At 65.9% G+C, this 13759-nt stretch carries 14 protein-coding genes; 9 read left to right on the forward strand and 5 right to left on the reverse strand.

The features are described 5' to 3' along the window. Nucleotides 1-52 precede the first annotated feature (52 nt). Nucleotides 53-712 (forward strand): OmpA family protein, encoded by a 660-nt coding sequence (locus tag ACLF6L_RS00155; RefSeq protein ID WP_238617164.1) that lies wholly within the window; start codon nt 53-55, stop codon nt 710-712. A gap of 95 nt (nt 713-807) precedes the next feature. Here the strand turns inward: ACLF6L_RS00155 and ACLF6L_RS00160 are convergent, their stop codons facing one another. The 3 genes from ACLF6L_RS00160 to ACLF6L_RS00170 are packed head-to-tail and all read right to left on the reverse strand — an operon-like array spanning nt 808 to nt 2781. Then, nucleotides 808-1338 carry a gamma carbonic anhydrase family protein gene (locus tag ACLF6L_RS00160; RefSeq protein WP_412852092.1) on the reverse strand — a complete coding sequence of 177 codons (531 nt, stop codon included), beginning with the start codon at nt 1336-1338 and terminating at the stop codon, nt 808-810. Between the two features lie 5 nt (nt 1339-1343). Then, nucleotides 1344-2330, reverse strand: a complete 987-nt coding sequence (gene bioB / locus ACLF6L_RS00165; RefSeq protein WP_238617166.1) for a biotin synthase BioB — start codon at nt 2328-2330, stop codon at nt 1344-1346. Continuing rightward, entirely contained in the window at nt 2323-2781 is a 459-nt protein-coding gene (locus tag ACLF6L_RS00170) for a hypothetical protein (RefSeq protein ID WP_008932071.1), read from the reverse strand. The genes bioB and ACLF6L_RS00170 overlap by 8 nt, the downstream gene beginning before the upstream one ends. 123 nt (nt 2782-2904) lie before the next feature. Between ACLF6L_RS00170 and ACLF6L_RS00175 the strand changes: the two genes are divergently transcribed. Continuing rightward, a complete protein-coding gene (locus ACLF6L_RS00175) occupies nt 2905-3612 on the forward strand; it encodes a ComF family protein (RefSeq protein ID WP_008932070.1) in 708 nt (235 codons plus the stop codon). Here the strand turns inward: ACLF6L_RS00175 and ubiA are convergent, their stop codons facing one another. Then, nucleotides 3613-4515, reverse strand: a complete 903-nt coding sequence (gene ubiA, locus ACLF6L_RS00180) for a 4-hydroxybenzoate octaprenyltransferase (protein ID WP_238617167.1) — start codon at nt 4513-4515, stop codon at nt 3613-3615. 68 nt (nt 4516-4583) lie between these two features. Here ubiA and gorA point away from each other — a divergent pair, with 68 nt between their 5' ends. The 7 genes from gorA (at nt 4584) to ACLF6L_RS00215 (ending at nt 12748) form a co-directional block, all read left to right on the forward strand. After that, a complete protein-coding gene (gene gorA, locus ACLF6L_RS00185) occupies nt 4584-5930 on the forward strand; it encodes a glutathione-disulfide reductase (RefSeq protein ID WP_238617168.1) in 1347 nt (448 codons plus the stop codon). 14 nt (nt 5931-5944) lie between these two features. Beyond that, nucleotides 5945-7117, forward strand: a complete 1173-nt coding sequence (gene bioF, locus ACLF6L_RS00190) for an 8-amino-7-oxononanoate synthase (protein WP_238617169.1) — start codon at nt 5945-5947, stop codon at nt 7115-7117. 88 nt (nt 7118-7205) lie between these two features. Continuing rightward, the gene (locus ACLF6L_RS00195; RefSeq protein WP_238617170.1) at nt 7206-8273 is read left to right on the forward strand and encodes an alkene reductase; all 1068 of its coding nucleotides are present in this window, start codon (nt 7206-7208) and stop codon (nt 8271-8273) included. A 274-nt stretch (nt 8274-8547) separates the two neighbouring features. After that, a complete protein-coding gene (locus tag ACLF6L_RS00200) occupies nt 8548-9666 on the forward strand; it encodes a DUF2726 domain-containing protein (RefSeq protein WP_412852093.1) in 1119 nt (372 codons plus the stop codon). Nucleotides 9667-9946: 280 nt separating this feature from the next. Beyond that, nucleotides 9947-11239, forward strand: a complete 1293-nt coding sequence (locus tag ACLF6L_RS00205; protein WP_412852094.1) for an META domain-containing protein — start codon at nt 9947-9949, stop codon at nt 11237-11239. A 71-nt stretch (nt 11240-11310) separates the two neighbouring features. Beyond that, nucleotides 11311-12258 (forward strand): SPFH domain-containing protein, encoded by a 948-nt coding sequence (locus ACLF6L_RS00210; RefSeq protein ID WP_238375856.1) that lies wholly within the window; start codon nt 11311-11313, stop codon nt 12256-12258. A gap of 13 nt (nt 12259-12271) precedes the next feature. Next, on the forward strand, nt 12272-12748 hold the full coding sequence (locus ACLF6L_RS00215; RefSeq protein ID WP_412852095.1) for an NfeD family protein: 477 nt from the start codon (nt 12272-12274) through the stop codon (nt 12746-12748). 31 nt (nt 12749-12779) lie between these two features. On the opposite strand, the gene ACLF6L_RS00220 is transcribed toward ACLF6L_RS00215, so the two are convergent. Further along, nucleotides 12780-13721, reverse strand: a complete 942-nt coding sequence (locus ACLF6L_RS00220; protein ID WP_238617172.1) for a sodium-dependent bicarbonate transport family permease — start codon at nt 13719-13721, stop codon at nt 12780-12782. Between the last annotated feature and the right edge of the window lie 38 nt (nt 13722-13759).

The raw sequence follows: 13759 nt of genomic DNA on the forward strand, positions 1-13759 counted from the left end.
TCCCGCATCTGCGCAAGCGACACAGTGACAGTCATTCAAAAAGAGGCTCGACATGCATAAAACATTGCTGATCCTGACCCTGGCCGCCGCCATGGCGCTGGCGGGCTGCACCACCCTGGATCCCTATACCGGCGAACAGAAGGTCAGTTCCGCCACCAAGGGGGCCGCCATCGGCGCCGCCGCGGGTGCCCTGATCGGCAACGTCACCACCCGACGCGACCGCACCAAGCGCGCCATGGTCGGCGCCGGGATCGGCGCCCTGGCCGGGGCCGCCGTGGGTAATTACATGGACCGTCAGGAACTGGAACTGCGTCAGCGTCTGGAAGGGAGCGGGGTGAGCGTCACCCGGGTGGGGGACAACCTGGTCCTCAACATGCCGGGCAACATCACCTTCGACGTCAATCGTGCGGAAGTGAAGCCGGATTTCTATGAGGTGCTCAACTCCGTGGCCCTGGTGGCCAAAAAGTATGATCAGACCGCCATCGAGGTGGCCGGCCATACGGACAGTACCGGCAGCGTGGAGTACAACATGGATCTGTCCCAGCGTCGGGCCGACAGCGTGGCCCGTTATCTGGCGGGCCAGGGCGTTTCCCGGGTCCGGCTGGACACCATCGGCTTCGGTCCCCATCGCCCGGTGGCGGACAACAGCACCACCCATGGTCGTTCCCTGAACCGTCGCGTGGAACTGACCCTGATCCCCCTGACCCTGTAACCGCGCGTGCCTTCCGGATCTTTCCGGCAGGTTGAATCCAGCGCGTCCCTCCCTTCTCCCCCAGGGGGAGAAGGGCATAAGGGGCGCCGGTGAGGCTACCCGCCCCCGGCGTGCCGGTTCTTCACCCGCACGTAATGTTCCGCCGAATAGCGCAGGTGGGCCTTTTCCTCCTCAGTGAGCGGTCGCACCCGCCGGGCCGGGCTACCCCGCCACAGATGACCGCTTTCCAGCAGTTTTCCCGGGGGCACCACGCTGCCGGCCGCCAGCAGCACGTCCGACTCGATCACCGCGCCGTCCATGACGATGCTCCCCATGCCTACCATGACCCGGTCATGGATGGTGCAGGCGTGCAGGATCACCTTGTGTCCCACCGTCACCGCGTCACCCAACACTAGGTCCCGGCCGCCGGGGGTATAGGGACCGTCATGGGTCACATGCAGCACGCTGCCGTCCTGGATGTTGGTGCAGGCCCCGATGCGGATACGGTTCACATCCCCCCGCAGCACGCACAGGGGCCAGATGGAGCTGTCCTCGCCCAGGGTCACATCCCCGATCACCACCGCCGTCTCATCCACCCAGGCACCGGCGGCGATCCGGGGCCGATGATTTTCAAAGGCCCGGATCATGGTCGTCAGGCCGCGTGGACACTGCTGTGGGCGTGCTTTTCCTCCACCACCCGAGAGGTCAGTCCCAGGCGCCGGAACAGGGCCTCGTCGTGGCTTTCAGAGGCATTGGGGGTGGTGAGCAGCTTGTCGCCGTGGAAGATGGAGTTGGCGCCGGCAAAGAAGCACAGGGCCTGCATCTCGTCGCTCATCTCGCTGCGGCCCGCGGACAGGCGCACATGGGAATGGGGCATGATGATCCGGGCCACGGCCACGGTACGCACGAACTCGAAGGGGTCGAGGGGTTCCACACCATGCAGCGGCGTGCCTTCCACCTGTACCAGGTTGTTGATGGGCACCGACTCCGGATGCCGGGGCAGGTTGGCCAGTTGCTGCAGCAGGCTGGCCCGGTCGCGGCGGGATTCGCCCATGCCCAGAATGCCACCGGAGCAGACATTGATGCCGGCCTCGCGCACATGGGCCAGGGTGTCCAGGCGGTCCTGATAGGTCCGGGTGGTGATCACCTCGCCGTAGTACTCCGGGGAGGTGTCCAGGTTGTGATTGTAGTAGTCCAGGCCCGATTCCTTCAGGCGCCGGGCCTGCATCTCGGTGAGCATGCCCAGGGTCATGCAGGTTTCCAGCTCCAGCGCCCGCACGCCCTTGACCATCTCGATGATCTGTTCCAGGTTGCGGTCGTTGAGATTGCGCCAGGCGGCGCCCATGCAGAACCGCGTGGCGCCTTCATCCTTGGCCTTGCGCGCCTCGGCCAGTACCTCGGCCACGGGCATGAGTTGCTCCTTTTCCACCGCGGTGTCGTGGTGGGCGCTCTGGGAGCAGTAGCCGCAGTTCTCGGAACAGGAGCCGGTCTTGATGGACAGCAGGCGGCTCACCTGGATCTGGTTGGGATTGAAGCGGGCACGATGAACGGTGTGGGCCTCGAACAGGAGGTCATTGAAAGGGCGTTCCAGGAGGGCGAGGATCTCGTCCACCTCCCAGTCGTGGCGTGTATCAGCCATGGTCAGGTTCCTCGGGGATTGCAACGTCGTGCCATTGTTCGCGGTTGATCCGGATGATGTCCCGGATCGACCAGGGGATGAGTATCGCGGCGGCCACCAGCCAGTAGAGCCGGTAATAGAGTATCTCCGGCGGGAAGAAGGTGCCGATGACGATGAGTGAGCCCATCAGGGCGTAATAGCGATAGGCCGCCTGCTGGGTGTAGTGTCCCACCCGGGGTTCCGGATGATGACGGTTGAGGGCGTAGACCAGCATGGAGCCGCCGAACCACAGTACCAGGGGGACGATGCCCATGATGGCGGCGATGATGGTGGCCATGCCCACGTCGCCGGTGACCAGGAACAGGGGCACGCCGGCGACGGTCACGGCAATGATGTTGCCGTAATTGAACAGCTTGGCCGATCCGGCGCAGGCGCGGGCTGAGACGATGCGGGGGGCGGCGGTATGGGGCATGGGAAGGGTCCGTGCCTGAAGGGGCTTTTGCGCTGTGTCCGGCGGGTATCGTGCATACCCTGATCTGGTAGGATATCGGGCCAATATACCGTATCAATCCACAAGGTGACAGGGATCGTGACCATGATTGCATCCTGGCTCGGGGGGCTGCGCGGCGCCCTGCTGGAAACCGCCTATCCGTCCACCTGCCTGCTGTGCGCGGCTCCGGGCCATGCCGGGCTGGACCTGTGTGCCGCCTGTCGGGCGGAATTGCCGGTGTCCGATCATGCCTGCACCCGCTGTGGCCTTCCCCTGGAGTACCCTGCCCCCTTCTGCGGGCACTGTCTGCGCCGACCTCCCCCCTTTGATGCCGCCTGGTCCGCCCTGCTCTATGCCCCGCCGGTGGACGACCTGATCGCTGATTTCAAGTTTCGCGCCCGCCTGCCCCAGGGGCGTCTGTTGGCGCGGTTGATGGCCGATGCCCTGGCATCCCGGGTGCCCCCGCCCGACTGCGTGATCCCGGTCCCCCTGCACCCATGCCGGCTGAGGGAGCGGGGCTTCAATCAGGCCCTGGAGCTGGTCCGGCCCCTGGCACGGACACTGGCGTGTCCCATCACCCATGGGGCGGTGACGCGGATACGGGCCACGCCGCCCCAGCAGAGTCTGGCGGCCACCGCGCGGCATGGCAATCTGCGGGGTGCCTTCCGGGTGGCGCCGGGTTTGGAGGCCGGGCATGTGGCCCTGGTGGACGATGTGATGACCACCGGTTCCACCTTGCGGGAGATCGCCGCCGCCCTCAAGGCCCACGGCGTCGGCCGGGTGGATGTGTGGGTGCTGGCGCGGGCGGCCTGATCAGCCGGCGCTGAAGAGATAGGAGGCAATGATCCCCGCGAAGACGGCCAGGCCGAACCAGTTGTTGTTCAAGAAGGCCTGGAAGCAGCCCTTGGGATTCCGGTCATGGATCAGGTACTGCTGATAGAGGGCCAGCAGGGCCGCGATCCCGAGTCCCAGGTAGAAGAACCCGCCCAGGCCGGCCTGCATGCCCACCAGTGCCAGGGCCACCAGGGTCAGGCCCTGCAGGATGCCGATGATCAGACGGTCGGCCTCACCGAACAGGATGGCGCTGGATTTGACCCCGATCTTCAGGTCATCCGGTCGGTCCACCATGGCATACATGGTGTCGTAGGCCGTGGTCCATAGGATGGTGGCCACGAACAGCAGCCAGGCCAGCGGCGGCGGGAACTCCCCGGTCTGGGCGGCAAAGGCCATGGGCACGGCCCAGCCGAAGGCAGCGCCCAGGTGCACCTGGGGAAGATGATGGAATCGCTTCATGAAGGGGTAGCTGACCGCCAGTACCAGGGCCACCACGGACAGGGCGATGGTCAGGGGGTTCATCAGCAGCACCAGGGCAAAGGCCGTCAGGGCGAGGGCCACGGTCACGCCCACCGCCTCCCGGGCGCTGATGCGCCGGTTGGCCAGGGGGCGGTCCCGGGTCCGGCTGACATGGCCATCGATGTCCCGGTCGGCAAAGTCATTGATGGCGCAGCCGGCGGACCGCATCAGGGCCACGCCGGCCACGAACACGAACAGGACCAGCAGGTCGGGCATGCCCTCGGCCGCGATCCACAGCGCCCAGAGGGTCGGCCAGAGGAGCAGGAGGATGCCGATGGGCCGGTGCAGCCGGGTCAGCAGGGCGTACTGGACGAGCCTGTCACGCAGACTCAGCGGGGCGGTGTCTGGGGTCACGGGTTTCAAAGCGGGCTTGGTCCGGTATCTGCCAGGGGCTAAAGTGTAGCAAAGCAGAACGGAGCAGGAGAGCACGCATGCAAGATCATTACGACCTCATCGCCATCGGTGCCGGCAGCGGCGGCCTGTCCGTGGTGGAACGGGCGGCCCGTCACGGTGCCCGCTGCGCCGTGGTGGAGAAAGGTCCCCTGGGGGGCACCTGTGTCAACGTGGGCTGCGTGCCGAAGAAGGTGATGTGGTATGCCGCCGAGACCGCCCATCGGCTGGAGGATGCCCCCGGTTACGGCTTCAGACTGGCCCGGGAGGGGTTTGACTGGACCGCGCTGGTGACCAAAAGGGATGCCTACATCGCCGATATCAACGCCTGGTATCGGACCTATCTGGGGGATTCCGGTGTCGACCTGATCCAGGGCACCGCCCGATTCGTGGCCGAGCGCACCCTGGAAGTGGACGGGCGGCGGGTGACGGCGGATCACGTGGTGATCGCGGTGGGGGGGCGGCCCACGGTACCGGATCTGCCCGGCGCGGAGCTGGGTATCACCTCGGACGGCTTTTTTGCCCTCCAGGCTCAGCCCCGGCGGGTCGCCGTGGTGGGCGCGGGCTATATCGCCGTCGAACTGGCGGGGATGTTGCAGGCCCTGGGATCGGAAGTCTCCATGTACCTGCGTGGCGAGACCCTGTTGCGTTCCTTCGATGCCATGCTGCGGGATACGCTGATGGAGCAGATGCTGGCGGCGGGCGTGAACCTGTTCCCCCGCACCCGGGTATCCCGGCTCATCGCCCATCCGGATAGCGTGGAGCTGCGCTGTGACCAGGGGGAATGCCGGGGGGTGTTCGATCAGGTGATCTGGGCCATCGGCCGGACCCCGGTCACCGCCGGGCTGGATCTGGCGGTGGCCGGGGTGAGTCAGGATGAACAGGGCTTCATTCCCACCGATGCCTTTCAGAACACCAACGTGGCGGGGGTCTACGCCATCGGTGACGTCACCGGTCGTGCCGCCCTGACACCGGTGGCCATCGCGGCCGGCCGGCGTCTGGCGGACCGTCTGTTCGGCGGCCTGTCTGATCGGCATCTGTCCTATGAGAACATCCCCTCGGTGGTGTTCAGCCATCCTCCCATCGGCACCGTGGGCCTGACGGAGGACGAGGCCCGCGCCACCCACGGCAGTGCGGTGAAGGTGTATGCCACCCGCTTCACCTCCATGTACCACGCCATGACCGATCACAAGGTGCCCACGGCCATGAAGCTGGTGACGGTGGGAGCCCGGGAAAAGGTGGTGGGCGTGCATATCATCGGGCCGGGAGCGGACGAGATGCTGCAGGGATTTGCGGTGGCGGTGCGCATGGGCGCCACCAAGCAGGACCTGGATGATACGGTGGCCCTGCATCCCACCAGTGCGGAGGAGCTGGTCACCCTGCGGTGACCGGGAGCGCCCCCATGAAAGATCTTGCCCCCCTGCTCCAGCAACGCCGGGCCGAGCATCGTTACCGGCAGCGGCGGCTGCTGGACGGCCCCCAGCAGCCGGAGCAGATCATCGACGGTCGGCCGGTACTGGCCTTCTGCAGCAACGACTATCTGGGCCTGGCCAGCCACCCGGCGGTGATTGCCGCCTTCAAGGCCGGTGCCGACCGCTACGGCGTGGGGGCCGGGGCCGCCCATCTGGTCAATGGCCATACCCGTGCCCACCACCAGCTGGAAGAGGCGCTGGCCGCCTTCACCGGCCGTGATCGCGCCCTGCTCTTCTCCACCGGCTACATGGCCAACCTGGGGGTGGCCCAGGCCCTGCTCCATCGGGGTGACCGGGTGTTGCAGGACCGTCTCAATCACGCCTCCCTGATCGATGCCGCCCGCATCAGCGAGGCCCGGTTGCAGCGCTATCGCCACGCCGACCCGGACGACCTGGCCCGTCTGCTGGACCGGGACCCGGAGCGGGAAACCCTGGTGAGCACCGACGGCGTGTTTTCCATGGATGGCGATGTCGCTCCCCTGCCCGCCCTGGCCGACCTGTGCGCCCGGGCCGGGGCCTGGTTCATGGTGGATGATGCCCACGGCCTGGGCGTGCTGGGTGCCACCGGGGCCGGCACACTGGAACACCAGGGACTGGATCAGGCCAGGGTCCCCATCCTCATGGGCACCCTGGGCAAGGGGCTGGGCACCGCCGGGGCCTTCGTGGCCGGTGGTGAAGACCTGATCGAGACCCTGATCCAGGCCGCCCGGACCTATGTTTACACCACTGCCATGCCCGCCGCCGTGGCGACGGCCACGCTGGCTGCCCTGCAAGTGGTACGCACGGAGCCGGAGCGCCGCGAGCATCTGCGGATGCTGGTGCGGCAATTCCGGGCCGGCGCAACGGAACTGGGACTGACGCTGATGGACAGCGACACCCCCATCCAGCCCTTGCTGGTGGGCGACGCGGCCGCCGCCATGGCCCTGAGCGAAGGCCTGCTGGCCCGGGGCCTGCTGGTGCCCGCCATCCGCCCACCCACGGTGCCGGCAGGCACGGCCCGTCTGCGGGTGACCCTGAGCGCGGCCCATACCCCTGCCCATGTGGACCGGTTGCTGGAAGGCCTGCGGGCGCTTTGCGTATCGCCGGCGTCAGGGATGGGCTGATCGCTCCCTTCTCCCGTCGCCCTTGGTACACTTCACCCCATCAAAACAGTCCGTCATTGCGTCCAGAACCCAGGAGAGAAGACGTCCCATGCCCAACAAAGAGATCGACCTGTTCTCCACCCTCTATGCCGGTGCCCTGCACCTGAAAAACCGCATCGTCATGGCGCCCATGACCCGGTCCCGGGCAGACGATCAGGGGGTACCCGGTGAGCATGCGGCGACCTACTACGCCCAGCGGGCCTCCGCCGGCATGATCATCAGCGAGGGCACCTATCCCTGCCCCATGGGCAAAGGCTATCTGCGCACCCCGGGCATGTTCACCGAGGAACACGTGGATGCCTGGGCGCGGGTGACGGACGCGGTCCATGCCGCCGGCGGCAGCATGGTGCTGCAGGTCATGCATGCGGGCCGCATCTCCGATCCTTCTTTCCTTCCCGGCGGTGCCACCCCCGTCTCCGCTTCCGCGGTGCGCCCGGAGGGTCAGTCCTTCACCCAGGACGGCATGAAGCCCCACGTCACCCCCCGCGCCCTGGAAGTCAGCGAGATCCAGGATGTCATCGAGGACTTTCGCGTTGCCACCTCACTGGCCTTCGAGGCCGGCTTCGATGGTGTCGAACTGCACGCCGCCTCCGGCTACCTGCCCGAGCAGTTCCTCTGCTCCGGCACCAATCAGCGTACCGACCAGTACGGCGGCAGCGTGGAAAACCGTGCCCGCTTCATTCTGGAGATCCTGGAGGCCATGACCTCCGTGCGCAGCGGTGATTACATCGGCATCAAGCTGGCGCCGGAGATGGGTTTCAACGACATCCGCGACGACAATCCCCAGGAAACCTACGGTTATCTGGTGGAACAGCTGGGCTACTACCGCCTGGCCTATCTGCACGTGGCCCTGTTCGGTACCGAAGTGGACTACCACGGCCTGTTGCGGCCCAAGTTCAAGGGTGATGCCTACCTGGCCGGCGGTGGCCTGACCCGGGAGACGGGCGAGGCGTTGGTCAGGTCGGGCAAGGCGGATGCCGCCGTTTACGGCACCCCCTTCATCGCCAACCCGGATCTGGTGGAGCGTTTCCGCCGCAACGCACCCCTGGCCGAGGCGAACCGGGACACCTTCTACACCCCCGGCCCCGAAGGCTACATCGACTACCCCACGCTCTGACGGCCCGTTGCCCGTCCGCAGGCCCGATCCGGCCCGCCGTTCCGGCCGGGTCGGGTCATGCAATCCCGAAACCAGGTCAAATGTTGCGGGTTTCATGACCAAAAACCCCATTCATGCCCTTGTAATAGGGCGGCACACCGCTCCACAATCAGGCCATCAGGCATTGACATCCAGTCGAACAGTTGTACCGGGAAGGCGGTATCACTGCGTCATTGAGTAACCTGCCGTCCGTATCCCGGAACAGATCGTCCAATCCGATGGAGGGGTATCAGCGATGGTGGAGTTTTCCCTGATTGTCTTGTTTCTGATTGCCGCGTTGCTGTTCTATCAGCAATACAACGCGCGTGTTTCCCTGCCCGCCCCTCGGCCGGACTGTTACGGCAAGTCCGAGTCCGTGCTCAAGCCTGAGGAAAAGGCCCTGTTCAAGGCCCTGGAAGACGGTTTGGGTGTCGATCACTACGTCTTCCCCAAGGTCATGGCGGCCAGTGTGCTGGAGCTGAAGCCCAATCCCGATCAGCCCCTGAAGCAGGCTTCCCGCCAGCGTATCGCCCATGACTACTTCGATTTCGTGATCTGCCGGAAGTCCGATCAGGCGATGACCTGCGCCCTGCGCATGGAAGCCGCCGGCAAGGGTCTGACGGCGTTGCATGATTCCAATGTGTTTCTGGGCTCGGTCTGCCGCCACGTGGAGTTGCCTTACGCGGTGATTCCCACCGAATCCGAGTACCAGGCCGATCGTGTCAGGGCGCAGGTTGACGAGGCCATCGCCGCCACCAAGGCCCAGATCAAGGCCAAGGCCAAAGCCAAGGCGGAGGCCAAGGCCAGGGCGGAAGCCAAAGCCAAGGCCAAGATGGAAGCCAAGGCGAAGGCGGAAGCCAAAGCCAGGGCGGAAGCCGAGGCCAGGGTAGCGCAGAAGGCGGCGGCACAGAAGGCAGCAGCACAGAAACCCAAGCCGCCCGCTCCGGAGCCGACCCCGGCCGGCTCCGCTGCCGTCGCCGCCAAACCCGAGGTCAAGACCGCTCCCGCACCCAAGCCGGCCGCCCAGCCTGAACCGGCCGCCAAGTCCGAGCCCATGCCTGAAGTGAAATCCGCGCCCGGGAGCCAGGCCCCGGCAGCGACGCCGGCCCCTTCGCCCCAACAACCGGCCGAGGCGAAAACCAAGGGCAAGGATGAGCCGCCGTCCAGTGTGTCGGCTTCGCGTGGCACCAGCGGTGCGACGGTCGATGTGGTGAGTGCCCCTGCAAGAAAGGCGGTCCCGCCCCGCAGGTCCCGTGCCACGGCCGCCAAGACCGGTGTGGCTGCCGCCAAGGCCAAGCGCACCACCGCCACCCAGTCCGCCGCGTCAAGGGCCCGTGGCACCACCCGGCGAGGGCCGGTAACGAAGAAGGACTGAGTGAAGAAGGGGCAGGAAGGTACTGAGCAAGCATCTTCCTGTCACTCTACTTTGGACTTCCGGCCGTCACTCCCGCGCACGCGGGAGTCCAGAGTCATCAGTCGGCACTGGATTCCCGCGTGCGCGGGAATGACGAGACACAGAGTGCGGGAATGCCGTGTTCAGAATATCCCCCTGACCTGCCGGCCAGGCAAGGCCTGGTGGATGACTCTCGGGCTGTGTACTCCTGAGTGGGTAACGGTTACGCTGGTTCAATCGCACCTGCTCAGGAGTCCATGCCATGCGTCTTCCCGTGTCCCTGGTGATCTTGCTGTTGGCCGTGCTCGTGAGCCTGCCCGGCTGTCGTGATGCCCGGACGGTCGCCCCGGATGGTGACGGCACCGTTACCATTCAAGGTGAACTGACCTATCCGGAGCGCATTGCCCTGCCGCCTCAGGCCGTGGCTGTCATCGAGGTGCGTGCCTTTGACGCAACCGGCGAGCAGATCCTGATCGAGCAGCGCCTTGACCTGGAGGGCCGGCAGGTCCCCATTCCCTTCCGTCTTGAACTGCCTTCCGCCGCCTTGGGCGGGACGGCCATCCACGAACTGCGGGGCGCCGTGGAACTGGAGGGGCAGTGGTTGCGAGTGACGGAACCGCTGATGCTGTCCCTGACCGGGAACACGCTGGATACCGGACCGCTGCGTCTGATTCCGTTCACCGCGGCGCGCTTTGGCACCCATTTCACCTGCGGTCCCGAACAGGTCGTGCTGGACGCATCGCCACGCCTCATCGTGTCGGGCACCGCCCACGATCTGGTGCCGGTGCCGGCGGCATCCGGCGTTCGCCTTGAAGGCGTGGAGGACCCCGACACCTGGATTCATGAAAAGGGCGGCGAGGCCCTGATCAGTGTGGCGGGGCGGGAACTGCCGCCCTGCCGGATCACACCGCCCCCTTCCCTGCCCTTCCGCGCTTATGGTCAGGAGCCGGGCTGGCACGTGGATATCGAGCAGGATCGGATCACCCTGGTCACCGGCTATGGTGCGCAAACCCTGACCCTGCCCCTGCTGCACACGGGACAGGACGGACCCCGGACCCGTTTCCGGGCCGCCGATGCCGGGCATCGTCTGGTGGTCGCTGTCGCCCCCGATATCTGTCGCGACAGCATGAGCGGCATGCCTCACCCCTACACCGTGATCCTGCAGTGGGACGACGAGACCCTGAACGGCTGCGGAGGGGAGCCGCTGTCCCTGCTCACGGACCGGGAGTGGGTCATTGAAGACCTGGACGGTCAGGGGATCGTGGATCAATCCCGCATCACCCTGCAGTTTTTTGCCCAGGACGGCCGGGTGGCCGGCACCGCCTCCTGCAACCGTTACCACGGGGGCTTCACGCTCACCGGCGAGGGCCTGACCTTCCAGCACCCCGCCTCCACCCTGATGGCCTGCCCCGAGGCGCTGATGCTTCAGGAGCAGACCTTCTTCCGCATCCTGGCCGCGGTCACCGGGTTTGATATCGACGCCACCGGTGCCCTGGTCCTGTCCGGGCCGGAGGGGACGATGAAGGGTCATGCCGAGCCGATGGCCTCCCCGTGAGCATGGGTGTGTTTTGAGCCTTGATCCGCGATACTGACCCGTATCCGGCATATACAACCTGGGGGATGACCATGGAAGCCTTTGGAATCTTTGCCACCACCATCGTGGTGGTCACCATCATCTTCATTGCCAAGGCGGTCAAGGCGGTGCCGCAGGGTGAAAAATGGACCGTGGAGCGGTTCGGGCGCTACACCCGCACCCTGGAATCGGGCCTCAACATCATCGTGCCGTTCATCGACAGCATCGGTCGCAAGCTGACGGTGATGGAACAGGTGCTGGACGTGCCGGCGCAGACCGTGATCACCAAGGACAATGCCGCCGTGGTGGCCGACGGCGTGGTCTTTTTCCGCATCGATGATGCCGCCTCCGCCGCCTACCAGGTGCGCAACCTGGAAGAGGCCATCGTCAATCTCACCACCACCAACCTGCGCTCGGTGATCGGCTCCATGGATCTGGACGATACCCTGTCCAATCGCAGCAAGATCAACGATGTTCTCATGGGCATCGTCGACGATGCCACCAATCCCTGGGGCGTCAAGATCGTCCGCATCGAGATCCGCGACCTGAAAATGGAGCCGGAGTTGCAGAAGGCGATGAACATGCAGATGACCGCCGAGCGCAAGCGCCGGGCCCAGGTCCTGGAGGCCACCGGCAAGCGGGAGGCGGAGATCCTGCAGGCGGAAGGCGAAAAGCAGGCCGCCATCCTGCGCGCCGAAGGGGAGCGTCAGGCGGCCTTCCTGGAGGCCGAGGCCCGCGAGCGTGAGGCCAAGGCCGAGGCCGAGGCAACCCGCGTGGTGTCCGAGGCCATCGCCTCCGGGAACATTCAGGCGGTGCAGTACTTCCTGGGCATCAAGTACGTGGAGGCCCTGCAGCAGATCGGCAAGGCCGATAATTCCAAGCTGGTCCTGATGCCCCTGGAGGCCTCGGGGATCACCGGTGCCGTGGCCGGCGTGACCGAACTGGTGCAGCAGATGGGGGCGGACAACAAGGCCCTGACCTCCGGCTCATCCGGTAAATAGGGCAGGGCAGGCGATGTTGCAGACGCTGCTGACCAATCCCTGGTTCTGGCTGATCGCGGGGATGATCCTGATGGGGCTGGAGATCCTGATCCCCGGGGTGTTCCTGCTCTGGATCGGGCTGGGCGCCCTGATCTCCGCCATGTTCGTGGCCCTGTTGCCGGATCTGGCTTTTGCCTGGCATCTCATGGGTTTTTCCGTAACCATGCTCGGTGCCTGCGGCCTGGGGTTCTGGTTGCAGCGGCGGGGCAGGGTGGCCCAGGGTGACGCCCCGGTGATGAATCGGGAAATGGATGCCCTGCTCAACCGGGAATACATCGCCGCCACGGACTTCGTGGCGGGTCGGGGCCGGGTAAGGGTGGGGGATACCACCTATGCCGCCCAGGGGCCTGATGACGTGAAGGCCGGGGACCGGGTGCTGGCCTTTTCCCGCGACGGCATCCAGCTCCGGGTCAGGCCGCTGCACTCCGATGGTGGTGTCACGACCGGCTGAAGGTCTTGACACGTCCCTTCGGGGAGGCGCATCACGCCCCCAGCCACTGCAGGATCTGGTGGTACAGGGGAATCCCCACGATCACGTTCACCGGGAAGGTGAGGCCCAGGGCGGCGAGCATGGCCAGACCGATGTTGGCATCGGGAATAGCGGCGCGAATCGCTGCCGGCGCCGCGATGTAGGAGGCGCTGGCGGTCAGTGCGGTGAGAATCAGCACGGAACCGGCGGGCAGATCCAGCAGCAGGCCCGTGACCATTCCGATGGCGCCCAGCAGGAACGGGACGATCACGGCAAAGCACAGCAGACGCCAGTGCTGCCAGGGGATGGGGCGCAGGGTTTCGGCGGCCGTCAGCCCCATCTCCAGCAGGAACAGGGCCAGTACGACCTTGAAGGCGTTGGTGAGCAGATCCGTCACCGCGGCGCCTTCCTGAGGGCCGTAGAGCAGCCCGATGATCACCCCGCCCACCAGCAGGATCACCCCCCGGTTGGTCAGGGTTTCATGCCACAGTCCCCGCATGCTGGCGGCCGCCTGGGCGCCGCGGTAGCGGCGGTAGAGGATGATGGCCACCACGATGGCCGGCAGCTCCATCATCACCAGATACAGGGTCACTTCGGGGCTGATGGTCAGTTGCAACCCTTCCGCGAAGGCCAGGGCCACCGCAAAGGTCCCCGCGCTCACCGAGCCGTAATGGGCGGCCATGCTGGCGCTGTCGGCCACTGACAGCCGGATCACCCGCATCAGCAGCGGCATGAGTATCAGCGGAATCAACGCCCCCAGCACCGCCACCGCCAGCAGATCCTGAATCACCGACACACTGACATTGCCATGGAGTGCCATACCCCCCTTCAGACCGATGGTGAGCATCAGCAGCAGGCTGAGGGTGTCGTAGGCGGCCTTGGGAATGGTCAGGTCGGACTTCACCAGACCGGCCACCAGGCCGAGCAGGAAGAACATCACCACAATATCGGGCATGGGCGTCGTCAGGTTGCTTGGTCTGGGGCGGAATTCTG

This window comes from Ectothiorhodospira shaposhnikovii (genome assembly GCF_047222355.1).
Classification (GTDB): domain Bacteria; phylum Pseudomonadota; class Gammaproteobacteria; order Ectothiorhodospirales; family Ectothiorhodospiraceae; genus Ectothiorhodospira.

What these genes read in the sequence shown, in the direction of transcription:
- ACLF6L_RS00170 (WP_008932071.1), bottom strand. Translation starts at nt 2,781, where the DNA reads ATGCCCCATACCGCCGCCCCCCGCATCGTCTCAGCCCGCGCCTGCGCC.
- bioB (WP_238617166.1), bottom strand. Translation starts at nt 2,330, where the DNA reads ATGGCTGATACACGCCACGACTGGGAGGTGGACGAGATCCTCGCCCTC.
- ACLF6L_RS00220 (WP_238617172.1), bottom strand. Translation starts at nt 13,721, where the DNA reads ATGCCCGATATTGTGGTGATGTTCTTCCTGCTCGGCCTGGTGGCCGGT.
- ACLF6L_RS00195 (WP_238617170.1), top strand. Translation starts at nt 7,206, where the DNA reads ATGCCCAACAAAGAGATCGACCTGTTCTCCACCCTCTATGCCGGTGCC.
- ACLF6L_RS00215 (WP_412852095.1), top strand. Translation starts at nt 12,272, where the DNA reads ATGTTGCAGACGCTGCTGACCAATCCCTGGTTCTGGCTGATCGCGGGG.
- bioF (WP_238617169.1), top strand. Translation starts at nt 5,945, where the DNA reads ATGAAAGATCTTGCCCCCCTGCTCCAGCAACGCCGGGCCGAGCATCGT.
- ACLF6L_RS00205 (WP_412852094.1), top strand. Translation starts at nt 9,947, where the DNA reads ATGCGTCTTCCCGTGTCCCTGGTGATCTTGCTGTTGGCCGTGCTCGTG.
- gorA (WP_238617168.1), top strand. Translation starts at nt 4,584, where the DNA reads ATGCAAGATCATTACGACCTCATCGCCATCGGTGCCGGCAGCGGCGGC.
- ACLF6L_RS00155 (WP_238617164.1), top strand. Translation starts at nt 53, where the DNA reads ATGCATAAAACATTGCTGATCCTGACCCTGGCCGCCGCCATGGCGCTG.
- ACLF6L_RS00210 (WP_238375856.1), top strand. Translation starts at nt 11,311, where the DNA reads ATGGAAGCCTTTGGAATCTTTGCCACCACCATCGTGGTGGTCACCATC.
- ACLF6L_RS00200 (WP_412852093.1), top strand. Translation starts at nt 8,548, where the DNA reads ATGGTGGAGTTTTCCCTGATTGTCTTGTTTCTGATTGCCGCGTTGCTG.
- ACLF6L_RS00175 (WP_008932070.1), top strand. Translation starts at nt 2,905, where the DNA reads ATGATTGCATCCTGGCTCGGGGGGCTGCGCGGCGCCCTGCTGGAAACC.
- ACLF6L_RS00160 (WP_412852092.1), bottom strand. Translation starts at nt 1,338, where the DNA reads ATGATCCGGGCCTTTGAAAATCATCGGCCCCGGATCGCCGCCGGTGCC.